General features: G+C 67.9%; 36 protein-coding genes and 1 pseudogene. 4 read left to right on the top strand and 33 right to left on the bottom strand.

All coding sequences use genetic code 11. From position 1 onward, the window contains the following. The first annotated feature begins 41 nt into the window (after nt 1–41). A complete protein-coding gene (locus tag BGO45_RS14175; protein ID WP_292695302.1) occupies nt 42–1,121 on the top strand; it encodes a hypothetical protein in 1,080 nt (359 codons plus the stop codon). Between the two features lie 20 nt (nt 1,122–1,141). Here BGO45_RS14175 and BGO45_RS14170 read toward each other — a convergent pair whose 3' ends face one another. Beyond that, the gene (locus BGO45_RS14170; protein ID WP_292695301.1) at nt 1,142–1,951 is read right to left on the bottom strand and encodes a fructose 1,6-bisphosphatase; all 810 of its coding nucleotides are present in this window, start codon (nt 1,949–1,951) and stop codon (nt 1,142–1,144) included. 178 nt (nt 1,952–2,129) lie between these two features. Between BGO45_RS14170 and BGO45_RS14165 the strand changes: the two genes are divergently transcribed. Together BGO45_RS14165 and BGO45_RS14160 are read left to right on the top strand one after the other, a co-directional pair. Then, complete coding sequence (locus BGO45_RS14165) at nt 2,130–3,797, top strand: ATP-binding protein (RefSeq protein ID WP_292695299.1); 1,668 nt, start codon at nt 2,130–2,132, stop codon at nt 3,795–3,797. Then, nucleotides 3,794–4,912 carry a hypothetical protein gene (locus tag BGO45_RS14160; protein ID WP_292695297.1) on the top strand — a complete coding sequence of 373 codons (1,119 nt, stop codon included), beginning with the start codon at nt 3,794–3,796 and terminating at the stop codon, nt 4,910–4,912. The genes BGO45_RS14165 and BGO45_RS14160 overlap by 4 nt, the downstream gene beginning before the upstream one ends. Here BGO45_RS14160 and BGO45_RS14155 read toward each other — a convergent pair whose 3' ends face one another. Continuing rightward, entirely contained in the window at nt 4,913–5,548 is a 636-nt protein-coding gene (locus BGO45_RS14155) for a hypothetical protein (protein WP_292695295.1), read from the bottom strand. A gap of 275 nt (nt 5,549–5,823) precedes the next feature. Between BGO45_RS14155 and BGO45_RS14150 the strand changes: the two genes are divergently transcribed. Then, nucleotides 5,824–6,078 carry a hypothetical protein gene (locus BGO45_RS14150; RefSeq protein WP_292695294.1) on the top strand — a complete coding sequence of 85 codons (255 nt, stop codon included), beginning with the start codon at nt 5,824–5,826 and terminating at the stop codon, nt 6,076–6,078. A gap of 39 nt (nt 6,079–6,117) precedes the next feature. On the opposite strand, the gene BGO45_RS14145 is transcribed toward BGO45_RS14150, so the two are convergent. From BGO45_RS14145 to rplC, 31 genes and pseudogenes are all read right to left on the bottom strand, one after another. Then, nucleotides 6,118–6,810 (bottom strand): endonuclease/exonuclease/phosphatase family protein, encoded by a 693-nt coding sequence (locus BGO45_RS14145; protein WP_292695292.1) that lies wholly within the window; start codon nt 6,808–6,810, stop codon nt 6,118–6,120. A 54-nt stretch (nt 6,811–6,864) separates the two neighbouring features. Then, on the bottom strand, nt 6,865–7,722 hold the full coding sequence (gene truA, locus BGO45_RS14140; RefSeq protein ID WP_076491288.1) for a tRNA pseudouridine(38-40) synthase TruA: 858 nt from the start codon (nt 7,720–7,722) through the stop codon (nt 6,865–6,867). 82 nt (nt 7,723–7,804) lie between these two features. Beyond that, nucleotides 7,805–8,368 carry a 50S ribosomal protein L17 gene (rplQ, locus tag BGO45_RS14135; protein WP_292695290.1) on the bottom strand — a complete coding sequence of 188 codons (564 nt, stop codon included), beginning with the start codon at nt 8,366–8,368 and terminating at the stop codon, nt 7,805–7,807. A 42-nt stretch (nt 8,369–8,410) separates the two neighbouring features. After that, the gene (locus BGO45_RS14130) at nt 8,411–9,400 is read right to left on the bottom strand and encodes a DNA-directed RNA polymerase subunit alpha (RefSeq protein ID WP_022879045.1); all 990 of its coding nucleotides are present in this window, start codon (nt 9,398–9,400) and stop codon (nt 8,411–8,413) included. A gap of 173 nt (nt 9,401–9,573) precedes the next feature. Continuing rightward, the gene (gene rpsK / locus BGO45_RS14125; RefSeq protein ID WP_013583990.1) at nt 9,574–9,972 is read right to left on the bottom strand and encodes a 30S ribosomal protein S11; all 399 of its coding nucleotides are present in this window, start codon (nt 9,970–9,972) and stop codon (nt 9,574–9,576) included. Nucleotides 9,973–10,006: 34 nt separating this feature from the next. After that, complete coding sequence (gene rpsM, locus BGO45_RS14120) at nt 10,007–10,381, bottom strand: 30S ribosomal protein S13 (RefSeq protein ID WP_076491291.1); 375 nt, start codon at nt 10,379–10,381, stop codon at nt 10,007–10,009. 137 nt (nt 10,382–10,518) lie between these two features. After that, a complete protein-coding gene (gene rpmJ, locus BGO45_RS14115) occupies nt 10,519–10,635 on the bottom strand; it encodes a 50S ribosomal protein L36 (RefSeq protein ID WP_005050492.1) in 117 nt (38 codons plus the stop codon). 59 nt (nt 10,636–10,694) lie between these two features. After that, nucleotides 10,695–10,916, bottom strand: a complete 222-nt coding sequence (infA, locus tag BGO45_RS14110) for a translation initiation factor IF-1 (protein ID WP_013583992.1) — start codon at nt 10,914–10,916, stop codon at nt 10,695–10,697. 138 nt (nt 10,917–11,054) lie between these two features. Continuing rightward, complete coding sequence (locus BGO45_RS14105; protein WP_292695281.1) at nt 11,055–11,756, bottom strand: thioredoxin domain-containing protein; 702 nt, start codon at nt 11,754–11,756, stop codon at nt 11,055–11,057. Next, a complete protein-coding gene (map, locus tag BGO45_RS14100; protein ID WP_292695279.1) occupies nt 11,756–12,595 on the bottom strand; it encodes a type I methionyl aminopeptidase in 840 nt (279 codons plus the stop codon). The genes BGO45_RS14105 and map overlap by 1 nt, the downstream gene beginning before the upstream one ends. Nucleotide 12,596: 1 nt before the next feature. Continuing rightward, nucleotides 12,597–13,187 carry an adenylate kinase gene (locus tag BGO45_RS14095; RefSeq protein ID WP_292695277.1) on the bottom strand — a complete coding sequence of 197 codons (591 nt, stop codon included), beginning with the start codon at nt 13,185–13,187 and terminating at the stop codon, nt 12,597–12,599. After that, nucleotides 13,184–14,506, bottom strand: a complete 1,323-nt coding sequence (gene secY / locus BGO45_RS14090) for a preprotein translocase subunit SecY (protein WP_076491297.1) — start codon at nt 14,504–14,506, stop codon at nt 13,184–13,186. The genes BGO45_RS14095 and secY overlap by 4 nt, the downstream gene beginning before the upstream one ends. Before the next feature lie 108 nt (nt 14,507–14,614). Beyond that, nucleotides 14,615–15,151, bottom strand: a complete 537-nt coding sequence (rplO, locus tag BGO45_RS14085; protein WP_076491299.1) for a 50S ribosomal protein L15 — start codon at nt 15,149–15,151, stop codon at nt 14,615–14,617. Continuing rightward, on the bottom strand, nt 15,151–15,336 hold the full coding sequence (gene rpmD, locus BGO45_RS14080; RefSeq protein ID WP_013583998.1) for a 50S ribosomal protein L30: 186 nt from the start codon (nt 15,334–15,336) through the stop codon (nt 15,151–15,153). Before rpmD ends, rplO begins: the two co-directional genes overlap by 1 nt. After that, a complete protein-coding gene (gene rpsE, locus BGO45_RS14075; protein WP_254845535.1) occupies nt 15,336–15,992 on the bottom strand; it encodes a 30S ribosomal protein S5 in 657 nt (218 codons plus the stop codon). The genes rpmD and rpsE overlap by 1 nt, the downstream gene beginning before the upstream one ends. 20 nt (nt 15,993–16,012) lie before the next feature. Next, the gene (gene rplR, locus BGO45_RS14070; RefSeq protein ID WP_022877830.1) at nt 16,013–16,372 is read right to left on the bottom strand and encodes a 50S ribosomal protein L18; all 360 of its coding nucleotides are present in this window, start codon (nt 16,370–16,372) and stop codon (nt 16,013–16,015) included. A gap of 2 nt (nt 16,373–16,374) precedes the next feature. Beyond that, a complete protein-coding gene (gene rplF / locus BGO45_RS14065; protein ID WP_076491304.1) occupies nt 16,375–16,911 on the bottom strand; it encodes a 50S ribosomal protein L6 in 537 nt (178 codons plus the stop codon). Nucleotides 16,912–16,917: 6 nt separating this feature from the next. Further along, nucleotides 16,918–17,316 carry a 30S ribosomal protein S8 gene (gene rpsH / locus BGO45_RS14060; RefSeq protein WP_076491307.1) on the bottom strand — a complete coding sequence of 133 codons (399 nt, stop codon included), beginning with the start codon at nt 17,314–17,316 and terminating at the stop codon, nt 16,918–16,920. Between the two features lie 91 nt (nt 17,317–17,407). Beyond that, nucleotides 17,408–17,998 carry a 50S ribosomal protein L5 gene (rplE, locus tag BGO45_RS14055; protein WP_292695271.1) on the bottom strand — a complete coding sequence of 197 codons (591 nt, stop codon included), beginning with the start codon at nt 17,996–17,998 and terminating at the stop codon, nt 17,408–17,410. A 2-nt stretch (nt 17,999–18,000) separates the two neighbouring features. Beyond that, complete coding sequence (rplX, locus tag BGO45_RS14050; RefSeq protein ID WP_076491312.1) at nt 18,001–18,360, bottom strand: 50S ribosomal protein L24; 360 nt, start codon at nt 18,358–18,360, stop codon at nt 18,001–18,003. Nucleotides 18,361–18,362: 2 nt separating this feature from the next. Next, complete coding sequence (gene rplN / locus BGO45_RS14045) at nt 18,363–18,731, bottom strand: 50S ribosomal protein L14 (RefSeq protein ID WP_013584005.1); 369 nt, start codon at nt 18,729–18,731, stop codon at nt 18,363–18,365. A 35-nt stretch (nt 18,732–18,766) separates the two neighbouring features. Further along, a complete protein-coding gene (rpsQ, locus tag BGO45_RS14040; RefSeq protein WP_076491314.1) occupies nt 18,767–19,099 on the bottom strand; it encodes a 30S ribosomal protein S17 in 333 nt (110 codons plus the stop codon). Further along, on the bottom strand, nt 19,099–19,410 hold the full coding sequence (gene rpmC, locus BGO45_RS14035; RefSeq protein ID WP_013584007.1) for a 50S ribosomal protein L29: 312 nt from the start codon (nt 19,408–19,410) through the stop codon (nt 19,099–19,101). Before rpmC ends, rpsQ begins: the two co-directional genes overlap by 1 nt. Continuing rightward, nucleotides 19,410–19,829, bottom strand: a complete 420-nt coding sequence (gene rplP, locus BGO45_RS14030) for a 50S ribosomal protein L16 (RefSeq protein ID WP_013584008.1) — start codon at nt 19,827–19,829, stop codon at nt 19,410–19,412. Before rplP ends, rpmC begins: the two co-directional genes overlap by 1 nt. Further along, the gene (gene rpsC, locus BGO45_RS14025; RefSeq protein WP_058230882.1) at nt 19,829–20,587 is read right to left on the bottom strand and encodes a 30S ribosomal protein S3; all 759 of its coding nucleotides are present in this window, start codon (nt 20,585–20,587) and stop codon (nt 19,829–19,831) included. The genes rplP and rpsC overlap by 1 nt, the downstream gene beginning before the upstream one ends. Beyond that, nucleotides 20,587–20,985, bottom strand: coding sequence for a 50S ribosomal protein L22 (gene rplV / locus BGO45_RS14020; RefSeq protein WP_292695265.1), 399 nt, complete (start codon nt 20,983–20,985; stop codon nt 20,587–20,589). The genes rpsC and rplV overlap by 1 nt, the downstream gene beginning before the upstream one ends. A 24-nt stretch (nt 20,986–21,009) precedes the next feature. Beyond that, on the bottom strand, nt 21,010–21,291 hold the full coding sequence (gene rpsS / locus BGO45_RS14015; RefSeq protein WP_022878257.1) for a 30S ribosomal protein S19: 282 nt from the start codon (nt 21,289–21,291) through the stop codon (nt 21,010–21,012). A gap of 12 nt (nt 21,292–21,303) precedes the next feature. Beyond that, nucleotides 21,304–22,143 (bottom strand): 50S ribosomal protein L2, encoded by an 840-nt coding sequence (rplB, locus tag BGO45_RS14010; RefSeq protein WP_076491316.1) that lies wholly within the window; start codon nt 22,141–22,143, stop codon nt 21,304–21,306. Between the two features lie 24 nt (nt 22,144–22,167). Further along, nucleotides 22,168–22,467 carry a 50S ribosomal protein L23 gene (gene rplW, locus BGO45_RS14005; protein ID WP_022878259.1) on the bottom strand — a complete coding sequence of 100 codons (300 nt, stop codon included), beginning with the start codon at nt 22,465–22,467 and terminating at the stop codon, nt 22,168–22,170. After that, nucleotides 22,464–23,126 (bottom strand): 50S ribosomal protein L4, encoded by a 663-nt coding sequence (rplD, locus tag BGO45_RS14000; RefSeq protein WP_076491318.1) that lies wholly within the window; start codon nt 23,124–23,126, stop codon nt 22,464–22,466. Before rplD ends, rplW begins: the two co-directional genes overlap by 4 nt. A gap of 4 nt (nt 23,127–23,130) precedes the next feature. Further along, nucleotides 23,131–23,277 (bottom strand): annotated as a pseudogene (rplC, locus tag BGO45_RS13995) (50S ribosomal protein L3); the annotation flags it as partial.

The raw sequence follows: 23,277 nt of genomic DNA, 5'->3' as shown, positions 1-23,277 counted from the left end.
TCAAGATTCCCGCGGGGCCCGGGCACAGGGAGAGCTCCGAGATGGTCGTCCTCGACCTCCTCGCCGCCATCGCCGCGGCATCTGTCGCGGGAGCCGCGCTGTTCCTGGCGCACGGCCGCCATGGCGACGACCGCGGCGGCCCACGCGCGGAACTCGTGCGGTACATGGGCGTCGCCGCCCTCGCCGCGTTGGCGTGCTCCCTGGCGAACGTGGTGGAGGTGGCCGGCGGCGGCACGTTCGCCGCCGCGGTGGGGAACGCCACCAACGTCGTGACGGTCGGACTGGCCTGGGCGGGCGCCCGTCGCCTCAACGCGCGGCGCGGGATCGGTGCGGCCACGACGGGGGCCGTCGGCATCCTGATGCTCGCCGTCACCTTCGTCGTCCCCGCGGACGAGGCCACTCTCCTCAAGACAGCGGGACTCGTGGTCTTCGCCGTCCTCGCCGCGGTGGAGTTCGCGCGTCGACCCGTGAGCGATCTGGCCGGTGCTCGGATCCTCGTCGCGACACTCGTCGTGTTCGGGGCCTTCAACCTCTACCGGCTGGTGGTGGGCGTCACCGCCGGGATGACGTCGGCCCTGTGGCACGTCACCGCGTCGACGCAGATCACCACCCTCCTCAGCGCGCTGGCGATCGTGGGGATGGGGTTCGGGTCCGTGCTCCTGGGACGACAGCTCGACGACGATCCGTCACCGGGGACCCGGGCGCACGATCGCCGCATCCTCCGTCTGGCCGCGGAAGACATCCTGCGCGACCACGAGCGGGTCCACGTCATGATCGCCCGGATCCCCGAGATCGATCTGATCCGCGCGGCGCACAGCGCAGGCCGCGCCGAAGAGATGATCACGGTGCTGGTGGATGCCACGCACGAAGCGCTGCCGGGGTCCTCGTCCGGCGTCCCCGCACGCGACACCGTCTTCGTGCTGCACGCCGGATCGACGCCCCGCACCGAGGCGGAGGCCGCGGTGCGACGGATCTTCGCCGGGCAGATGCCGTTGATCGACTACACCGACACCCCCGACGTGACGTTCGAACACCACACCGTCGTCGACGTGCACGACCTCTCCCTGCTGATGGAGAGCCGCCGACTGCGTCCCGGGTCGGGCGCGGTTCCGCACGTCTGAGCCGGGACGCAGCCGGGCGTTCAGCCCTGGTCGCTGCTCTGGCCCCAGCCCGGCGCGCGGCCGGTGCCCGTCGTCGAATCGCTCGACTGGCTGGCGGTCGCCGACCCGTCGGAGGAGAAGATGGCGATCGGCAGATACTGGTACACCGTCTGCTGCGTGAACGACGTGTCGGAGTTCGCGGAGCCCTCGACGGCGATGTTCAGCGCGAACTCCAGCGTGATGCCGTAGGTGTCGTTCGGCAGCTGGCGGATCGAGGTCGTGGGCACGAGCAGGCCGCCCTGGAAACTGTTCAGGAGCAGGCCGCGGTCCGAGCGGAGGGTGTCGGTCGGCACGAGCGTGCGCGGGTCGGCGCTGAACTGGAACGGATTCGACACCTGACCGCCGGACTGCGCGGTCTGCGAGGTGATGGAGACCGACGAGATGTAGACGCGACGCTTCTGGGTGAGGACCGACTTCTCGTCGACGCGGTGATCGTGCACGTTGAGCGCGAAGCCGAACTGCTTCTCGTTGGTCGCGGTCCACTCCATGGTGCGCTTCGGGTCGACCGCCCAGACGTCGAGGCGCAGCTCGAGGCCGTCGGCGACCTCCGAGGACAGCGACACCGAACCGTCGTAGGTGAACCGGGAGTCGAACGGCATGGCGGAAGCCGTCGCCTGCGGCGCGGGGGTCGCGACGACGACCGACTGTCCCCCACCGGACGTCTGCGCCTGGATCGCGTTGAACGCGTCCGCGACCTGGGCGCACCCGGAAAGGGTGATCGGACCGCCGAGGGCGACGACGGCGGCGAGCGCCGCGGCGCGCAGAGTTCGGCGGTGAGTGGAGCTGCTCACGGGTATCTCCTGGTACTGAGGGCGCAGGTGCGCGGAGGTCGACGAAACGACCATCACACTGCGGGATGCAGGCCTCAGGGGGAGTCTGACCGGACGACGCGACCCGGGAGGAAGCGAAGGGCGAGCAGAGACAGGATGGCGCGCAGAAGACTACACCATCGTCTATACACTCGATCACATGGCAGCCGTGAGGAGCGTTCGGTCGGTGTTTTCGCCGGTCGCTTCCGACGCCGACGACGCGAGCGGCCCGAGCAGCCGGACGCGTTCAGTCTGGCTCCTGCAGCTGGTCCTCGGCGCGAGCGTCGTCATCACCGTCCTGCTCGTCCAGGCCCTCGTGCCGTCCCTCTTCGCGGTGTGGACGTTCTCGACCGGCGTGGGCGTCGTCATCGCCCTGACCGCGGTCGCGATCATGGTGCCCTGGCACCGGCTCCCGCGGAATGCTGTCGCACTCATCCCCTTCGGCGACATCGTCGGCATCGGGCTGCTGAGCTTCGGAACCGACCTGCGCTTCGGGTTCTTCTGGGTGTTCCCGATCACCTGGATCGCCACCCACTTCGTCCTCAGCATGATGATCGCCTCCCTCGCCGCCGTCGGCGTGATCATCGTGGCGGACGCCTCCGTCAACGGCGCCGGCCCCGCCACGGCGTTGCGGCTGATCGTGGTCCTCCTGTCACTGACGTTCATCGCGATCACGGCGTATCTGTCCTCGCGACAGACCCGCGCGTTCAAGCAACTCCTCCGGCGCCAGGCCACCCGACTGCAGGGCACGCTGCAACGCGTCACCGGACAGGAACGGCGCGTGTCGCAGATGCTCAACGGCCTGGACACCGGCATCGCGCGGCTGTCGGTCGACGGCGAGGTCCTCGCGCTCAACGACATGTACGTGAACCTGTACGGCATCGAGCGCGACGAGCCGTCGCGGCCCGGCGGAGCGGTCGAATACGCCACCCTGCGCGGCGAACCGCTGCCCGACACGGAGCGCCCCTTCGTGCGGGCCGCACGAGGCGAGCAGTTCGAGGATGAACGCGTGTGGCTCTTCGACGCGCAGGGCGACTGGCACGCTCTGTCCGTGTCCACCCGGCGCCTCGTGCCGTCCGACGAGCCCGAGAGCACGCTTCTCATCGTCCACGACATCACCGCCCTCATCGAGGCGGAACGGGCGCGGGAGCGCCTCGCCGCGACCGTTTCCCACGAGCTGCGCAACCCGCTCACGGCCATCATCGGCCACGCCGACCTCGCGCTCGACGCGCCGGACCTGACGCCGAAGGTGCGCGAGCAGCTCGAGGTCATCGCGGGCGCCGGGGAACGCATGCAGACGCTCATCTCGGAGATCCTGGCGAACTCCCGCGGGGTGTTCCGCGAAGAGAAGGCGTCCGCGACGGCGGATGCCAGCCGCATCATCGCTTCGTCGCTCGAGTCGTTCCGGCCGGCCGCGGCCGCCCGCCGTGTCAGCGTGAACGACGACCTCCCGGCGACGGCCGAAGTCGCGGGAGACGGATTCCGTCTGCGGCAGGCGTTCGACAACATCCTCAGCAACGCCATCAAGTACACCCCCGGAGGCGGGAGCGTGCACGTCACGGGCCACGTCTTCGACGATCACGTCGAGCTCACGTTCGCCGACACGGGCATCGGCATCCATCCCGAAGACCTCCCCCGGATCTTCGACCCTTATTTCCGCGCCCGTGCGGCGCGCGAAAGCCCCACGCCCGGTACGGGTCTCGGGATGGGCATCGTCCGCAGCATCGTCGAGGAGCAGGGGGGATCGCTGGAGCTCGAGAGCGAGGTCGGCACGGGCACGACGGTCACGGTCCGTCTGCCTTCGCGCTCGACGGCGGCCGAGGCATGACGACCCAGGAGACGCTCGCCAACCTCGGGCTCGCCCAGGCGACCGTCGCCACGTTGGCGACCGTGATGGTGATCGGTCTCGGGTTCCTGCACCGCCCGTCGCGCGCGGCGCTGCTCTGGTCGCTGGCGTTCGTGCTGGCGATGTCGAGCACATGGATCTCGGTCACGGGTTCGGTGGTCGACGACGAGGGCGTCCGCCGGGCCGGACTCGGCCTGATGCTCGGTGCCCCCGCGCTGATCTGGTCGGGTTTCCGGGCGCGGCGGCACGTTCCCGCCCTGCCCTGGATCGCGGTGCTCCAGTCGATCGCCACCGCCGTCGCCTTCGTCCTGGCTTCCGATCTCCAGGTGTACGGGATGACGTTCCGGGTGGCTTTCCTGGGGGCGGCGATCTTCGCGGGTCTCACGATCGCCGAGGTCCGTCGGGCCGCCGACCGATTCGAGCGCCTCGCGCTGCCGCTGATCGTCGTGTCCGCCGGATTCGTCGCCCTCGCGGGAGCGATCGTCGTCGCCGGTCTCGCCCTGCCCTCGAGCGCGCAGGATCTCACGCTCCCGCGCATCCTCAACGGCCTCGCGATGCTGATCTACCTCGTGTGCGCCACGGTGAGCGTGCTGTACTTCACGTCGGTCTCTCCCGTCGGGACACGCGCAGCCCGATCGTGGCCGCAGTTCTCGGTCACCGCGGACGACCGGCTCGCGCGTGCCCGTCGCTCGCAGGAGAGCTCCTGGAACGTGCTGGCGATCCGACTCGACGATCCCGATCAGATCCGCAGCACGATCGGCGAGAACGGCTGGAACCGCATCGTCTCGGCCTTCGAGGCGCTGGTGGCCTCGACGCTGCCGGCCGAGGCCGACATCGGGCGCCCGGCTCGAGGCCGCCTCGTCGTGGTCGTCTGCCGTCCCGGACCGGTTCTCCGGGAGCACGTGCGCACTCTTCTGCGCCGCGTGACCGAGATGGATGCCGACGACTGGGCCGATCTCCAGCTCTCGGCGAGCATCGGGTGGGTCCCTGCGGAGTCGGCCTGGTACGACCTCGACGAACTCGTGAACCGTGCCGAGGAAGCGGCGCTGACGGCGACCGGACTGGGTGGCGACCGATGGGAGCGGCTCCGGGCCTGATCAGCCGCCGGTCGTCGCGTCGCGGGCGATCGCGACCGTGACGGTGTCGCTGGCCGTCTGCTTGGCGAAGTCGCTCGAGGTCGGTGTCGTCTGCAGCAGGAACTCGTACGTGAACTGGAGCGTCACGAAGGTCGCCTCGGCGGGGACCTCCCCCACGTTGAACGTCTGCGAGTAGCTGTAGGGCGACAGGACGACGTATCCGGGCGGGTTGCTCTGATCGACCTGTGGCGTCAGCGCGGCGAACGACTGCGTGGCGTTCCCCGGTACCGCCGTCATCGTGGCCCGCTGCAGATACACCTGCTGCCCGTCGTTGGGCGTGACCGTGGTGTCCATGGAGATGCTGACCGGCTTGAGCGCGGTCGCCGTCCAGCGGTCCATCGACAGCGTCGACCAGTACTTCACGGTCGCGGCGATGGCGCCCGCCGTCACCTTCTTCTCGGTGGAACCGCTGGACAGGTCGTTCGGCACGGGCGCCGGGACGGGAACGGTGGAAGCGGAGGTCGCGACGGTGGGCGAAGGAGACGTCTGCCCGCCCTGAGCCCACGGCGGCGCACCGCAACCGACCAGCGCGAGCAGCATCGCTCCCGCGCCGATCGCACCCAGCACGGCTCGGCCGCGGCGCACCCGGTCCCCCATGAATCCTCCTGTGGTCGTCTTCCGATTCTAGGCGGCCGCCAACGGGCAGGCCCAGGGCGCGACGCCCGATCAGAAGTGCCCATGCTCGCGCGTGCACGGACGGGGAGCGCCGACGACACCCATCCTTTACGCAATCGAAACTCCCATCGGTGGCGCGTGGCGCACGGATGGGGGATCCTCGAAGAGGCGGATCCCTATCGTGCTGCGGCCGATGACCGCCGTTCCGTTGCACGTGCCGTGCGCGGTCTCCCGTTCTTGAGGATTGTGGGTACCGCATGAAGAACACGCTGGTCCGTTCCGTGGCCACTGCCGCTCTTGTCGCGGGAGCGGCCCTGGCGATTCCCTCCGTCGCCCACGCGACGACGACCGACACCTCCGACGGCGCGACGACGCACGCCGCCGCCAGTGTCTCCGGCGGCGGCACGCCCGCGCTCGGGATCTGGATCGGAGGCGGCGCTCTCGCTCTCGTCGGCGGCGCGATCGCCGTCGGAACCACGGTCCGACGTCACCGCCAGGACCTCGACGCCTGAGGCGCCGGAGCCTCCCGCGGGCGGACGTCCCTCCCGGGGCTAGGAGGCGACCGCGGGTCGGTTGCCCTCGACCTCCGCGGTGATGAGGATCGGCAGGTGGTCGCTCAACCCCTGCGGAAGAGTCCGGATGTGGGCGATGTCGAAGCCGATCGATGTCGCGAAATCGTAGTGTCCCCGGAAGAAGCGGTAACGCGTGTACGTACGGGCATCGCTGAGGGTGAGTTCGTACCCCTGATCACGGACCGCCTGGCCGAGGTTCTCTTTGAACACCGGATAGTTGTAGTCGCCCACCATGAGAGCGGGGAGCCCCGGACCGAGGTCCTGCAACTCCGTCAGCGCCGTACGGATCTGATGGCGACGCAGCGAGTTCAGGGCCGTGAGCGGAGCCGCGTGGAAAGAGGCGACGATGACCTCGTGGCCGTCGTCGATGTCGCGCAGCCGGACGCCCAGCATGCGCTCCTCCGCGGGCTTCAAGACGTAGTCGTGCAGTGACTTCTTGAGGGCGATCGAACGCACCTCGACCGCGCGGAACGTGTTCTCGCGGTAGTAGACGGCGAGTCCGAGGCGATTGCGTTGCGTGGCCTCCGCGAGCCGCAGCCCGGCGATCTCGGCGGGGATGTCGCGGGTGTCGCACTCCTGGAGACAGAGGACGTCGACCGCGTGCGCGTCGACGAGCGCGGCGAGCTCCCCCGCCGCGCGATGCTTGCGCAGGTTGTACGAAATGACCTTCATGGCCAGGCCAGCCTAGAAGGCGCACCCCACGGGTTGCTGAGGGTTGCGAAACGCTCAGGAACCGATGTCGTCCGCATCGCGTCGGTTCCGGGTCTGCTCGGCTCGCGATGCGAGCAGTTCATCGGCGGGGTACCCCACCTCGGCCAGCACGAGCCCGCGCGCGGCGAGGACCTTCGTGTCAGGGAGGCGGGCACCCGCGTCGCGGATCGCGACGACCCGTTCGCGGTCGATCCGCCCCTCGCCGACGGCCACGCACGCACCGACCAGGGCGCGCACCATGCTGTGGCAGAACGCGTCGGCGCGCACATGGGCGATGAGCGCACCCTCCGGGTCACGACGCCAGCCGAACTCCAGCAGCGTCCGGATGGTGGTCGCCTCCTCACGTGCCTTGCAGTACGCCGCGAAATCGTGGAGGCCGATGAGACTCCGCGCCGCGGCATCCATCGCCTCGACGTCCAGATGCGCTTTCACGGTGGTCGTGCGCGCCCGCTCGAGCGGGTCGTACCCGGTCGAGAGATCCGCGATCCGGTAGACATAGCGGCGCCACACGGCCGAGAAGCGCGCGTCGAATCCGTCGGGCGCCCGAACCGTGCGATTCACGGTGACATCGGGGTAGGCGCCCAGCACCCCCCTGATGCGACCCGCGAGTGCCGCGACGCCATCCGGCTCGTCGCCCTCTCGACGTCGACGAGGGAGACGGGCGACCTGCGTCTCGTCGAGATCGATGTGCGCGACCTGCCCGGAGGCGTGCACCCCGGCATCCGTCCGGCCGGCCACGACCAGGCGCGGTTCCCCTCCGACGATGCGGCCCAGCGCCGTCTCGAGTGTGCCCTGGACCGTCCGCAGACCAGGCTGACGCGCCCATCCGCGGAAGTGTGTGCCGTCGTAGGCGATGTCGAGGCGGATACGCACCCATTCAGCCTACGTGCCCCTCGCGCACACGACCGAGGCCCCCTCCCGTGCGGGAGAGGGCCTCGGTTCGTGAGAGAGAGGATTACGCCTTGGCGTCGCCTTCGACGGCGTCCTCGGCCGCAGCCTCGGCGGCCGCGCCCTCCTCCTGCGACTCGGCGCCGGCGTCGGCGGCCTCGTCGGCGGCGGGGGTCTCCTCAGCGGGAGCCTCCTCGACGGGGGTCTCCTCGGCAGCGGGGGCAGCAGCCGCAGCGGGCGCAGCCGACTTCGACGCCGACGGCTTCTTCGTGACGGGCTCGAGGACGAGCTCGATCACAGCCATGGGGGCGTTGTCGCCCTTGCGGTTGCCGACCTTGGTGATGCGGGTGTAGCCGCCGTCGCGGTCAGCGACCAGCGGAGCGATCTCGGTGAAGAGGGTGTGCACGACCTCCTTGTCACCGATCACCGACAGGACGCGGCGACGGGCGTGGAGGTCACCCCGCTTCGCGAACGTGATCAGGCGCTCAGCGAGCGGACGCAGGCGCTTGGCCTTCGTCTCGGTCGTCTTGATCGACTTGTGGGTGTACAGGGCCGCCGCGAGGTTCGCGAGAAGCAGGCGCTCGTGGGCCGGGCCGCCGCCGAGACGGGGACCCTTCGTGGGCTTGGGCATGTCGTGTTACTCCAGTAGGAAGGTTCGGTCGGGTCCGACAGGTCAGACGGTCTCGTCGTCGTAGCCGCCGAAGAACTGGGCGCCGTCGAAGCCGGGCACCGAGTCCTTGAGCGACAGGCCAAGGGAGGTGAGCTTGTCGCGCACCTCGTCGACCGACTTCTGACCGAAGTTGCGGATGTTCATCAGCTGGGTCTCGGAGAGGGCGACCAGCTCCGAAACGGTGTTGATGCCCTCGCGCTTGAGGCAGTTGTACGAGCGCACCGAGAGGTCGAGGTCTTCGATCGGCATCGACAGCTCGTTCGAGAGGACGGTCTCGACCGGCGCGGGGCCGATCTCGATGCCCTCGGCCTCGACGTTCAGCTCGCGCGCGAGACCGAACAGCTCCGTGAGGGTGCGACCGGCCGACGCCACCGCGTCACGCGGGGCGATCGACGGCTTCGACTCGACGTCCAGGACGAGCTTGTCGAAGTCGGTACGCTCGCCGGCACGGGTCGCGTCGACGCGGTAGCTGACCTTGAGAACGGGCGAGTAGATCGAGTCGATCGGGATCTGACCGGCCTCGGCGTACTCGTTGCGGTTCTGGGTCGCCGAGACGTAGCCGCGGCCGCGCTCGATGGTGAGCTCGAGCTCGAACTTCGCGGTGTCGTTGAGCGTCGCGATGACGAGCTCCGGGTTGTGCACCTCGACGCCGGCGGGAGCGGAGATGTCCGCCGCCGTGACCTCGCCGGCACCCGTCTTGCGCAGGTAGGCCGTGATGGGCTCGTCGCGCTCGCTCGAGACGACGAGCTGCTTGATGTTCAGGATGATCTCGGTGACGTCTTCCTTCACGCCCGGGATGGTGCTGAACTCGTGCAGGACGCCATCGATGCGGATGCTCGTGACGGCCGCGCCGGGGATCGACGACAGGAGGCTGCGACGCAGCGCGTTGCCGATCGTGTAACCGAAGCCGGGCTCGAGCGGCTCGATGACGAAACGGCTGCGGAACTCCCCGATCTTCTCCTCGGTCAGAGTGGGACGCTGTGCGATGAGCACTATGTGTTCCTTTCGATCACGTGCCCGCTATATGACACGTGTAATGGGGTGAGGTGTTGAGTTGTACTCGCCGGATGCCGCTCGCCCAGCGGTCTGCGGCATCCGGATGTCCGTGGGGCGCGCGGGAGCGCGAACGTCCCGGGGAGTGACGAGCACTCCCCGGGAACGATGCGTCAGACGCGGCGGCGCTTCGGCGGACGGCAGCCGTTGTGCGCCTGCGGCGTCACGTCCTGGATGGACCCGACCTCGAGGCCTGCGGCGGTCAGCGAGCGGATCGCGGTCTCGCGGCCGGAGCCCGGACCCTTGACGAAGACGTCGACCTTCTTCACGCCGTGCTCCTGGGCCTGGCGTGCAGCGGACTCCGCGGCCATACCTGCGGCGTAGGGCGTCGACTTGCGCGAGCCCTTGAACCCGACACCGCCGGACGAGGCCCAGCTGATGACGGCCCCGGAGGGGTCGGTGATCGAAACGATGGTGTTGTTGAACGTCGACTTGATGTGGGCCTGACCCACAGCGATGTTCTTCTTCTCCTTGCGGCGCGGCTTGCGCGCGGCGGACTTGGCCTGTGCCATGTGCGGTTCTCCTGAATCCTGCGCCGGCGGAGGCCTAGCGCGCCTTCTTCTTGCCGGCGACGGTGCGCTTCGGGCCCTTGCGGGTACGCGCGTTCGTCTTCGTGCGCTGACCGCGCACCGGGAGGCCGCGGCGGTGGCGCAGGCCCTCGTAGGAACCGATCTCGACCTTGCGGCGGATGTCGGCGGCCACCTCGCGACGGAGGTCACCCTCCACCTTGTAGGTGCCCTCGATGTGGTCGCGCAGGGTGACCAGCTGGTCGTCGGTGAGGTCCTTGACGCGGACGTCCGGGCTGATGCCGGTCGCGGTGAGGATCTCGGTGGAGCGGGTGCGGCCCACGCCGTAGATGTAAGTAAGTGCGATCACCACGCGCTTGTCGCGCGGGATGTCGACGCCGGCGAGACGTGCCATGCGGCTCTCCTCAGAGTGTCGTGGAGGTGTGGAGCAGGATCGGTGCCCGGGCCTCCGCCCCGAGGTGTCCCCCGCATCGCGGGTTCTGAGCCTGCCGTTGTGTATTCAGTTGGGAGGTGTGGAGCTGGGGGAAGAGCTCAGCCCTGGCGCTGCTTGTGGCGCGGGTTGCTCTTGCAGATCACCATCACGCGCCCGTGGCGACGGATCACCTTGCAGTGGTCGCAGATGGGCTTGACGGAGGGGTTGACCTTCATGATGTTCCTGTTTCGCTGTCTTCGATCCGCCGGAGCGGTTCGTTACTTCTCGGCCGGACTCAGCGGTAGCGGTAGACGATGCGACCTCGCGTGAGGTCGTAAGGGCTCAGCTCGACGACGACGCGGTCCTCGGGGATGATGCGGATGTAGTTCTGCCGCATCTTGCCCGAGATGGTGGCGAGCACCTTGTGACCGTTGGTCAGTTCGACACGGAACATCGCATTGGGCAGTGCCTCGGACACCGTGCCCTCGATCTCGATGACACCGTCTTTCTTCGCCATAAACTCGCTCACGCTCATTGCAGACCGGCCGGTCTGCGGTGGATGGGGATTCGGTGCTACGACACGCCAATGAAGGCGCAACGCACCAAAGATCAAGCATACGTGGTAGAGCGCGATGCGGCAACTCGCCGCCTCGCCTCAACCGTTGAGGCGGCCGACGATGTCCTTCTGCGGGTCGCCGGTCAGGTCGTTCTGATTCACCAGAACGGTGCCGTTGATCGCGATCGTCGGCGTGGCGATGCCCGAACCCGTCTGCGACGGCGTCTTCTTCGTCAACGCCGTCACGTACTTGGTGTACGTCCCGTCCGTGATGCACGAAGTCACGGCGTCCGACGCACCGGCATCCTTCGCGATCGAGGCGAGCGTGGCGTCGTCGAGACCGGCCGTGCCCTCCTTGGGCTGCTGGGCGTACATCGCCGTCACGAACGCCGGGATGTTGGCGGCGTCGTCGACGGCCACGCAGTACGCGGCGCTGGCCGCGCGCGTCGAGTACTGGGTGCCCTGCGACTGCGAGTCGAGGATCGAGATGGGGTGGATGTTCAACGTGATCGTGCCGTCGGCGACCAGCTGCTGGAGGGTCGGCCCGTACGCCTGCTCGAAGGAGTTGCAGATCGGGCACATGAAGTCGATGTACGTGTCGACCGTCTGACTGCCGGACCCGACCGCGATCGCGCCCGTGTCGGCGTTGACCGCCGAGGACTCCGGCGCCGTTCCGGGCGAGGTCGCCTGGTTGTTGGCGAACCAGACCACTCCCCCGATCACGAGGACGATGACCACGGCAGCCGCCGTCACCCCGATTGCGAACCAGTTCGTGGACTTGCGGGCAGCGGCCATCATCATCAATCGATCTCCTTCGGCACCACACCGAAGGGTGCCAGCTTCTCCGCACCGCCGTCGGGAGCGGTGAGGACCCAGATACCTCCATCGTGCACGGCGACGCTATGTTCCCAATGGGAGCCGGCCGTGCCGTCGATCGTGGACACGGTCCACCCGTCGTCCTCGACCCGCGTCTCCTGGTCGCCGATCACGACCATCGGCTCGATGGCGACCGCGAGGCCGGGCCGCACCTCGGCACCGCGATCCGGCACCCGGTAGTTGAACACGCTGGGCGACTCGTGCATCTTGCGACCGATGCCGTGGCCGACGTAGTCGCGCAGGATGCCGTATCCCCCGGCGGGAGCGTTGTCCTCGATGTACGACTCAATGGCGGCGCTCACCTCCCCGAGATGCGCGGCACGGCTGAGGGCGGCGATCCCCGCCCACAGCGACCCCTCCGTCACGTCGGACAGCCGGCGTCGAGGAGCGATCAGCTCTTCCGGAGCGTCGCCCGGCACGACGACGGTGAACGCCGAATCCCCGTTCCACCCACGGAACTCCGCACCGGCGTCGATCGAGAGCAGATCCCCCGGCTGCAGCGGACGGTCGTTCGGGATGCCGTGCACGACCTGGTCGTTCACGGACGCGCAGATCGTGTGCCGGTACCCCCGCACCATCTGGAAGTTCGACTTCGCGCCGCGGCCGGTGATGACGCGCGATGCGGCGGCATCCAGGTCGAGGGTCGTGACGCCCGGCGCGATCATCTCGCGAACGGCGTCCAGCGCCGCGGCAGTGATCAGCCCGGGCTCGACCATCGCACGCAGCTGTGCGGGCTTCTTGTAGATCGAGGAGCGCAGCACCACGTCAGAGCGCCGGACGCAGGCCGCGCGCCTCGAGAGCGGCGGAGATGCGAGCCGTGATCTCGTCGAGGCCGCCGACGCCGTCGATCTCGTCGACGATGCCGCGGGTGCCGTACACGTCGAGGATCGGCGCGGTCTCCCGCTCGTAGATCTCGAGCCGGGTGGCGATCGCCGCCTCGGTGTCGTCGGCGCGTCCCTGCTCGGCTGCCCGAGCCGTGAGACGGGTGAGCGATTCCTCTCGCGGCACGACCAGCGCGATCACGGCATCCAGCTTCTCGTCGCGCCCCTGGAGGAACTCGTCGAGGTGCATGACCTGGGCGAGGTTGCGCGGGTACCCGTCGAGGAGGAACCCCTCGGCCGCATCGGGCTGCGACAGGCGGTCGCGGACCACGGCGCTGGTGAGCTCGTCGGGGACGAGGCTCCCTGCGTCGATGATCGACTTCACCTGGAGCCCCAGCTCGGTGCCCTGCGAGACGTTGGCCCGGAAGACGTCCCCGGTGGAGACGACGGGGATCCCCAGCGCCTCGCCGACGCGGACGCCCTGCGTCCCCTTGCCCGATCCCTGAGGTCCGACGATCAGAAGACGTGCGGTCATCGCAGAAGCCCCTCGTAGTGACGCTGCTGGAGCTGAGCGTCGATCTGCTTCACCGTTTCGAGGCCGACGCCGACGATGATGAGGATCGACGCGCCGCCGAACGGGAAGTTCTGGTTGGCACCGACCGTCGCCAGCGCCACGAGCGGCAGCAGGGCGATGAGGCCGAGGTAGATGGAACCCGGGAGAGTGATGCGCGTCAGGACGTAGTCGAGGTACTCGGCGGTCGGACGTCCCGCGCGGATGCCGGGGATGAAGCCGCCGTACTTCTTCATGTTGTCGGCGACGTCGACCGGGTTGAACGTGATCGCGACGTAGAAGTAGGTGAAGCCCACGATCAGCAGGAAGTACACCAGCATGTAGAGCGGGTGGTCACCGCGCGTGAGGTACTGCGAGATCCACGTGACCCACGCCGCCGGCTCCTGTCCGGCCTGCGGCTGGTTGAACTGCGCGATGAGCGCGGGGATGTACAGCAGCGACGAGGCGAAGATGACGGGCACGACACCGGCCATGTTGACCTTGATCGGGATGTAGGTGTTGGTGCCGCCGTAGGTGCGACGGCCGACCATCCGCTTGGCGTACTGCACGGGGATGCGCCGCTGGGACTGTTCGACGAACACCACCAGCGCGACGACGACGATGCCGACCGCGAGGACCAGGAGGAAGACCTCGACGCCGCGCGTGTTCAGGATCGCGAACATCGCAGCCGGGAACGTCGCGGCCACCGAGGTGAAGATGAGGATCGACATGCCGTTGCCGACACCACGCTCGGTGACGAGCTCGGCGAACCACATGACCAGGCCGGTGCCCGCGGTCATCGTGATGATCATCAGCAGCTGGGCCCACCAGATGTCGTTGGTCAGCAGCTGCTGGCACTCCGGAACGCCGCCGGTGCCGAGCAGCTGCCCGGACCGCGCGACCGTCACCAGCGTCGTGGACTGCAGCAGCGCAAGTGCGATCGTCAGGTAGCGCGTGTACTGCGTGAGCTTGGCCTGACCGGCCTGCCCCTCTTTGTAGAGCGTCTCGAAGTGCGGGATGACCACGCGCAGGAGCTGCACGATGATCGTCGCGGTGATGTACGGCATGACGCCGAGGGCGAAGATCGACAGCTGGAGGAGTGCCCCGCCCGAGAACAGGTTGACCAGGGACAGCAGGCCCTCGGTACTGCCGGACGCGGCGAGACAGCTCTGCACGTTCGGGAAGTCGACGAACGGCGTGGGCACGTGGGCACCCAGCCGGTAGAGGGCGATGATGCCCAGCGTGAAGGCGATCTTCCGCCTCAGGTCGGGCGTGCGAAAAACCCGCGCGATGGCGCTGAACAAGGGGATTCCTCCAGAACGATCTCGGCGCGCGACGAGGCGCACGCGGAATCAGACTAACCCAGAAGGGGCCGACGGCCACACGGCCGCCGGCCCCTTCGGGGTGTGACGTCAGTTGATGGAGCCGCCGGCGGCGACGATCTTCTGCTCGGCGGAGCCGGAGACCTTGTCGACCGACACGTTGAGCGCGACCGAGATGTCGCCGGTGCCGAGCACCTTGACCTTCTCGTTCTTACGCACGGCGCCCTTGGCCACCAGGTCGACGACGGTCACGTCGCCGCCCTGCGGGTAGAGCTCGGCCAGCTTGTCGAGGTTGACGACCTGGTACTCGACCCGGAACGGGTTCTTGAAGCCGCGGAGCTTCGGGGTGCGCATGTGCAGCGGCATCTGCCCACCCTCGAAGCCGACCTTGACCTGGTAGCGGGCCTTGGTTCCCTTGGTACCACGACCGGCGGTCTTACCCTTCGAGCCCTCACCGCGACCGACACGGGTCTTCGCGGTGTGGGCGCCGGGGACGGGACGCAGGTGGTGCACCTTCAGCACGCCGGGGCGCGCCGCGGGAGCGGCATCCTTCTTCGCGGCCGTCTTACGGGCCGGAGCCTTCTTCGGGGCGTCGACCGTGGTGGTCTCGTCCTTCTTGTCAGCCATTAGTCGATCTCCTCAACCTTGACGAGGTGGGCGACGGTCTTGACGTAGCCGCGCGTCTGCGCGTCGTCGGGACGGACGACCGAGTCGCCGATCCGCTTGAGACCGAGCGAGCGCAGCGTGTCGCGCTGGTTCTGCTTCTCGCTCACCTTGGACTTGATCTGCGTGACCTTCAGACGCTCGGCCATCAGGCACCTACCTTCTGGGCCGCGGCCTCGGCGCGCACGAGGCGGGCCGGGGCGACCTGGTCGAACTCCAGACCGCGGCGGGCGGCCACGGCGCGGGGCTCCTCGAGCGACTTCAGAGCCTCCACGGTCGCGTGCACGATGTTGATCGTGTTCGACGAACCGAGCGACTTCGAGAGCACGTCGTGGATGCCGGCGCACTCGAGGACGGCGCGGACGGGACCACCGGCGATAACACCGGTACCGGCGGCGGCGGGGCGCAGGAGCACCACACCGGCGGCAGCCTCACCCTGGACGGGGTGGGGAATGGTCGAGCCGGAGCGCGGCACGCGGAAGAAGTTGCGCTTGGCCTCTTCGACACCCTTCGAGATGGCGAGGGGGACTTCGCGGGCCTTGCCGTAGCCGACGCCCACGACACCGTTGCCGTCGCCCACGACGACGAGCGCCGTGAAGCTGAAGCGACGACCGCCCTTGACGACCTTCGAGACGCGGTTGATCGTCACGACGCGCTCGAGGAACTGGCTCTCGTTGCGGTCGCGCGAACCACGGTCGCGCTGGTTGGTGTTGCGCTCACGACCACCGCGGCGCGGCTCGCGCTCACGCTCGGCGGGTGCCTGGGACCCAGCCGCACCCTCAGTCGGTGCAGTCTGCTCGGTCACTTCGGTCTCCTTGTTGTCACTCACAGGTTCAGCCCTCCTTCGCGGGCGCCTTCGGCGATCGCGGCGACACGACCGGCGTAACGGTTGCCGCCGCGGTCGAACACGACGTCCGAGAAGCCGGCGGCCTTCGCGCGCTCGGCGACGAGCTCGCCGACCTTGCGGGCCTTGGCGGTCTTGTCACCGTCGAACGAACGCAGGTCGACCTCGAGCGTCGAGGCGGACGCCACGGTGTGACCCTTGCTGTCGTCGACCAGCTGGACGAAGACGTGGCGGGCCGAGCGCGTCACGACGAGACGGGGACGGAGCTCCGTACCCACGACCTTCTTGCGCAGACGAGCGTGGCGACGCGCGCGGGCGGCGGACTTTGTCTTGATAGCCATGGCTACTTACCACTCTTTCCGGCCTTGCGGCGCACAACCTCACCCGCGTACCGCACACCCTTGCCCTTGTAGGGCTCGGGCTTGCGGATCTTGCGGATGTTGGCGGCGGCCTCGCCGACGGCCTGCTTGTCGATGCCGCTCACGGTCAGCTTGTTGTTGCCTTCGACCGTGAGGGTGATGCCCGCGGGCGGGTCGATCAGGACGGGGTGCGAGAAGCCGAGGGCGAACTCGACCGAGCTCCCCTTCTGCGCCACGCGGTAACCCGTGCCGACGACCTCGAGGCCCTTGGTGTAGCCCTGGGTGACACCGATGATGTTGTTGTTGATGAGCGTGCGGGTCAGGCCGTGAAGCGACCGCGACTCGCGCTCGTCGTCGGGGCGGGTGACGAGAACCTGGTTCTCCTCGACCGACACCTCGAGGGGGGATGCCACGGTGAGCGTGAGCTCGCCCTTGGGGCCCTTGACGGCGACCTCCCGGCCGTTCACCGAAACGGTGACGCCGGCGGGGATGTCGATGGGAAGACGTCCGATACGCGACATGTCAGATCACCACACGTAGGCGAGGACTTCCCCGCCGACGCCCTTCTGCTCGGCCTGACGGTCGGTGAGGAGACCGGAGGAGGTGGACAGGATGGCGACGCCCAGGCCGCCGAGGACCGTGGGGACCTCGGTGGACTTCGCGTACACGCGGAGGCCGGGCTTCGAAACGCGCTTGATGCCGGCGATCGACCGCTCGCGGTTCGGGCCGTACTTCAGCGTCATGGTGAGGGTCTGGCCGACACGGGCGTCCGAAACGGACCAGTCGGCGATGTAACCCTCCTGCTTGAGGATCTGGGCGATGTGCGTCTTGAGCTTCGAGCTCGGCAGCGACACGGAGTCGTGGTGTGCCGAGTTCGCGTTGCGCAGACGGGTCAGCATGTCTGCGACCGGGTCTGTCATCGTCATGTGTTGCTTCTTTCGATCATGAGGTTTCGACTGCCGTTACACGACAGGCGACCTTCGATGAGAGGCCCCCGGGATCCCGGGGGCCCGGGGCTCAGGCCTGAGCGTCCGCCGACTGGAACGGGAAGCCGAGCTGACGCAGCAGCGAGCGGCCCTCGTCATCGGTCTTGGCGGTGGTGACGATCGTGATGTCGAAACCACGCACGCGGTCGATGCGGTCCTGATCGATCTCGTGGAACACGGACTGCTCCTGGAGACCGAAGGTGTAGTTGCCGTTGCCGTCGAACTGCTTGGCCGAGAGACCGCGGAAGTCGCGGATACGGGGCAGTGCGAGGTTGACGAGACGGTCCACGAACTCCCATGCACGGTCGCCCCGGAGGGTGACGTGCGCACCGATGGCCTGGCCCTCGCGCAGCTTGAACTGCGCGATGGACTTGCGGGCCTTGGTGACGATGGGCTTCTGACCGGTGATCTTGGTGAGGTCCTCGACCGCGCCATCGATCACCTTGCTGTCGCGAGCAGCCTCGCCGACACCGGTGTTCACGACGACCTTGACCAGACCGGGGATCTGCATGACGTTCGCGTAGCCGAACTCTTCCTGCAGGGCCTTCTTGATCTCGGTGTTGTACTTCTGCTTCAGGCGGGGCTGGATCTTGCCAGCCACCACGGCAGTGTCGGTGCTCATATTCAGAGGTCCTTGCCTGACTTCTTCGCGTAGCGCACACGGACGGTGCGCTTGACGCCGTCCTTCACCTGCTCCTCGACGCGGTGACCGACACGGGTCGGCTTCTTGGTCGAGGGGTCGACGATCGCGACGTTGGAGATGTGGATCGGGGCCTCGAACGTCTCGATGCCACCGGTCTTGGTGCCGCGCTGGGACTGGCCGACGCGGTTGTGCTTGGTGACGTAGTTGACGCCCTCGACGATCACGCGGTTCTGCTCGGTGAGGACCTCGAGGACCTTACCCTGCTTGCCGCGGTCGCCGCCCTTGTCCTGCTTCTTGCCCGAGATGACCTGAACCAGGTCACCCTTCTTGATCTTCGCCATGATCAGATGACCTCCGGGGCGAGCGAGACGATCTTCATGAACTTCTTGTCGCGAAGCTCACGGCCGACCGGTCCGAAGATGCGGGTGCCGCGGGGCTCCCCGTCGTTCTTCAGGATCACGGCGGCGTTCTCGTCGAACTTGATGTACGAGCCGTCGGGACGACGGGTCTGCTTGACCACACGGACGACGACGGCCTTGACCACGTCGCCCTTCTTGACGTTTCCACCGGGGATCGCGTCCTTGACCGTGGCGACGATGACGTCGCCCAGGCCCGCGTACCGGCGGTTCGAGCCGCCCAGCACACGGATGGTCAGCAGCTCCTTGGCGCCGGTGTTGTCGGCGACCTTCAGCCGGGATTCGTTCTGAATCACTTGTTACTCCTTGGGTTCCAAGCAAGCCGCGAGGCTTACTTGGCCTTCTCGAGGATCTCGACCAGGCGCCAGCGCTTGGTGGCGCTGAGCGGACGGGTCTCGTTGATGACGACCAGGTCGCCGATGCCGGCCGAGTTCGTCTCGTCGTGGGCCTTGACCTTCGACGTGCGACGGATGACCTTGCCGTAGAGCGGGTGCTTCACCCGGTCCTCGACCTCGACGACGATCGTCTTGTCCATCTTGTCGCTGACGACGTAGCCACGACGCGCCTTGCGGTAACCGCGGGCGCTCTCGTCACGGACGTCGTTCGCGGCGTGCTCGTGGCCGACGACCTGCGCCTCGGCTTCTGCCTTCTTCGCGGTAGCCATTACTCCGCCTCTTCCTTCGCGGCGTCGTCGGCGGCATCCGCCTTCTTCGCCTTGCTCTTCTTCGCCTTCGTCGCCTCGACCGGGGCCGGGGTGGCGCGGATGCCGAGCTCGCGCTCACGGATCACCGTGTACAGGCGCGCGATGTCGCGCTTGACTGCACGGATGCGGCCGTGGCTCTCGAGCTGGCCGGTGGCCGACTGGAAGCGCAGGTTGAACAGCTCTTCCTTGGCCTTGCGCAGCTCCTCGACGAGGCGCTGGTCTTCGAACGTGTCGAGCTCGCTCGGGGCGAGCTGCTTGGTGCCGATCGCCATTACGCGTCGCCCTCCTCGCGCTTGATGATGCGTGCCTTCAGCGGCAGCTTGTGGATGGCACGGGTCAGTGCTTCACGAGCGAGTTCCTCGTTGACACCGGCGACCTCGAAGAGGACGCGACCCGGCTTGACGTTCGCAACCCACCATTCGGGCGAACCCTTACCGGAACCCATGCGGGTTTCGGCCGGCTTCTTGGTGAGCGGGCGGTCGGGGTAGATGTTGATCCACACCTTTCCACCACGCTTGATGTGACGCGTCATCGCGATACGAGCAGACTCGATCTGACGGTTCGTCACGTACGCGGGCGTGAGCGCCTGGATGCCGAACTCACCGAACGACACCGTGGTGCCACCGGTGGCCTGACCCGAGCGGCCCGGGTGGTGCTGCTTGCGGTACTTGACCTTGCGGGGGATGAGCATTACGCCGACGCTCCTTCTGCCACGGGGGCCTCGTTGCGCGGGCCACGACGACGGTCGCCACCGCGGTCGTCACGACCGCGCGACTTGGGCGCGTTGGCCTGCTCGCGGGCGAGCTCCTTGTTGGTGAGGTCGCCCTTGTAGATCCAGACCTTCACGCCGATGCGGCCGAAGGTCGTCTTGGCCTCGTAGAAGCCGTAGTCGATGTTCGCGCGCAGGGTGTGCAGGGGCACACGGCCTTCGCGGTAGAACTCCGAGCGGCTCATCTCGGCGCCGCCGAGGCGGCCGGACACCTGGATGCGGACACCCTTGGCGCCCGCGCGCTGCGCGCCCTGCAGGCCCTTGCGCATCGCGCGGCGGAAGGCCACGCGGGCGGAGAGCTGCTCGGCGACACCCTGGGCGACCAGCTGAGCGTCCGCCTCGGGGTTCTTGACCTCGAGGATGTTCAGCTGGATCTGCTTGCCGGTGAGCTTCTCGAGGTCGGCGCGGATGCGCTCGGCCTCGGCGCCGCGGCGACCGATCACGATGCCCGGGCGGGCGGTGTGGATGTCGACGCGGACGCGGTCACGCGTGCGCTCGATCTCGATGTTGCTGACGCCCGCGCGGTCGAGCGAGGTGGTCAGCAGGCGACGGATCTTGATGTCCTCGGCGAGGTAGTCGGCGTAGCGCTGTCCGGGCTTCGTCGAGTCGGAGAACCAGCGCGACACGTGGTCGGTGGTGATGCCGAGGCGGAAGCCGTACGGGTTGACCTTCTGTCCCATTACTTGCTCGCCTTCTTGTTGGCGCGAGCCGGGGCCGCAGCTGCGTCTTCCGGCGTCGCGAGCACGACCGTGATGTGGCTCGTGCGCTTCTTGATCTGGAAGGCGCGACCCTGTGCGCGGGGCTGGAAACGCTTCAGCGTCGTGCCCTCGTCGACGTACGCGTTCTTCACGTACAGGTCGGCGTCATCCAGGAACTCGTTCGTCTTGTCGGCGGTGACGCGAGCGTTCGCGATCGCCGAGGCGACGAGCTTGTAGATCGGCTCGCTCGCGCCCTGCGGCGCGAACTTCAGGATGGCGAGGGCCTCTTCGGCCTGCTTCCCCTTGATGAGAGCGACGACACGACGAGCCTTCTGAGGGGTCACGCGGATGTGTCGCACGCGTGCGATGGACTCCACCATTTCTCTCTCCTCTTACGCCCCGCGTCAGCGGCGGCGGCCCTTCTTGTCGTCCTTCACGTGGCCGCGGAAGGTGCGGGTGGGCGAGAACTCGCCCAGCTTGTGGCCGACCATGGTCTCGGTCACGAACACGGGGATGTGCTTGCGACCGTCGTGCACGGCGATGGTGTGTCCCAGCATGGCGGGGATGATCATCGAACGGCGCGACCAGGTCTTGATGACGTTCTTGGTGCCGGCTTCGTTCTGCGAGACGACCTTGCGAAGCAGGTGCTCGTCGACGAAGGGGCCCTTCTTAAGGCTGCGAGGCATCTTCCTCTACTCCTACTTGCGCTTCTTGCCGGCGGTGCGACGGCGGACGATCAGCTTGTCGCTTTCCTTGTTCGCGTGGCGGGTGCGGCCCTCGGCCTTGCCCCACGGCGAAACGGGGTGACGACCACCGGACGTCTTGCCCTCACCACCACCGTGCGGGTGGTCGACCGGGTTCATGGCGACACCACGGACGGTGGGACGGACGCCCTTCCAGCGCTTGCGGCCGGCCTTGCCCCAGTTGATGTTCGACTGCTCGGCGTTGCCGACCTCGCCGATCGTGGCGCGGCAGCGCACGTCGACGTTGCGGATCTCGCCCGAGGGCAGACGCAGCTGCGCGTAGGGGCCGTCCTTCGCGACCAGACGCACCGAGGCGCCGGCCGAACGGGCCATCTTCGCGCCGCCACCGGGACGCAGCTCGATCGCGTGGATCACGGTACCGGTGGGGATGTTGCGCAGCGGCAGGTTGTTGCCGGGCTTGATGTCGGCGCCGGCACCGGACTCGATGATGTCGCCCTGCTGCAGCTTGTTGGGGGCGAGGATGTAACGCTTCTCGCCGTCCTTGTAGTGCAGGAGCGCGATGCGCGCGGTGCGGTTGGGGTCGTACTCGATGTGAGCGACCTTGGCGTCGATGCCGTCCTTGTCGTTACGACGGAAGTCGATCAGACGGTACTGGCGCTTGTGACCGCCACCGATGTGACGCGTCGTGATGCGGCCCTGGTTGTTGCGGCCACCGGTCTTCGACAGCGGGCGCAGCAGCGACTTCTCAGGCGTCGATCGGGTGATCTCGGCGAAGTCGGCCACCGACGAGCCGCGGCGACCGGGCGTCGTGGGCTTGTACTTGCGAATAGCCATTGTTCTTGTCCTCTATCCCGACCGTCAGCCGACTGCCGTGAAGATGTCGATGGTGCCCGACTTGAGGCTGACGATCGCGCGCTTGGTGTCCTTGCGCTTGCCGATGCCGAAGCGGGTGCGACGGGCCTTGCCCACGCGGTTGATCGTGTTGACCGAAGCCACCTTGACGCCGAAGATCTTCTCGATCGCGAGCTTGATCTCGGTCTTCGAGGCGCGGGGGTCCACGAGGAACGTGTACTTGCCCTCGTCGATGAGCGAGTAGCTCTTCTCGGAGACGACCGGCTTCAGGATGATGTCGCGCGGGTCCTTGTTGACGGCGGTCATGCCGAGACCTCCTCGGTGGCGCCGGACTTCGAGGCGACGAACGCGTCGTAGGCGGCCTTGGTGAAGACGATGTCGTCGGAGACGAGCACGTCGTAGGCGTTCAGCTGGCCGAAGGTCAGCACGTGGACGTACGCGAGGTTGCGCACGCTCTTCACCGTCAGCTCGTCGTCGCGGTCGATGACCACGAGGACGTTCTTGACGGCGCCGAAGGCGGTCAGGACCGCGGCGGCGGCCTTGGTCGAGGGAGCACCCTCGATGCCGAACGACTCCACGACGTGGAGACGCTCGCCGCGAGCGCGGTCGCTCAGCGCGCCCAGGAGCGCGGCGGCGATCATCTTCTTCGGGGTGCGCTGGCCGTAGTCGCGGGGCTTGGGGCCGTGCACGATGCCACCACCGGTCATGTGCGGTGCGCGGATCGAGCCCTGACGGGCGTTACCCGTGCCCTTCTGCTTGAAGGGCTTGCGACCGGCACCGGAGACCTCGCCACGACGCTTGGTCGAGTGCGTGCCCTGGCGGGCGGCGGCGCGCTGGGCGACGACGACCTGGTGGATCAGCGGGATGTTCGTCTTGACGTCGAAGATCGCGGCGGGCAGCTCCACGGAGCCGGCCTTCTTGCCGTCGGACTTGCGAACGTCGAGCGCGAGAGTCGAGTCAGCCATGAGATCAGGCACCCTTCACTGCGTTGCGGACGTAGACGATGCGGCCACGCGCACCGGGGACGGCGCCCTTGACGAGCAGCAGACCCTTCTCGGCGTCGACGGCGTGCACCGTGAGGTTGAGGACGGTCACGCGCTCGCCACCCATACGGCC

Origin of the sequence: Microbacterium sp. 71-36, assembly GCF_001898305.1 — a bacterium.
In the GTDB taxonomy this organism is placed as follows: domain Bacteria; phylum Actinomycetota; class Actinomycetes; order Actinomycetales; family Microbacteriaceae; genus Microbacterium.
Note: the sequence above shows the minus strand (reverse complement) of the source record. Positions and strands in the feature narration are given on the sequence as shown.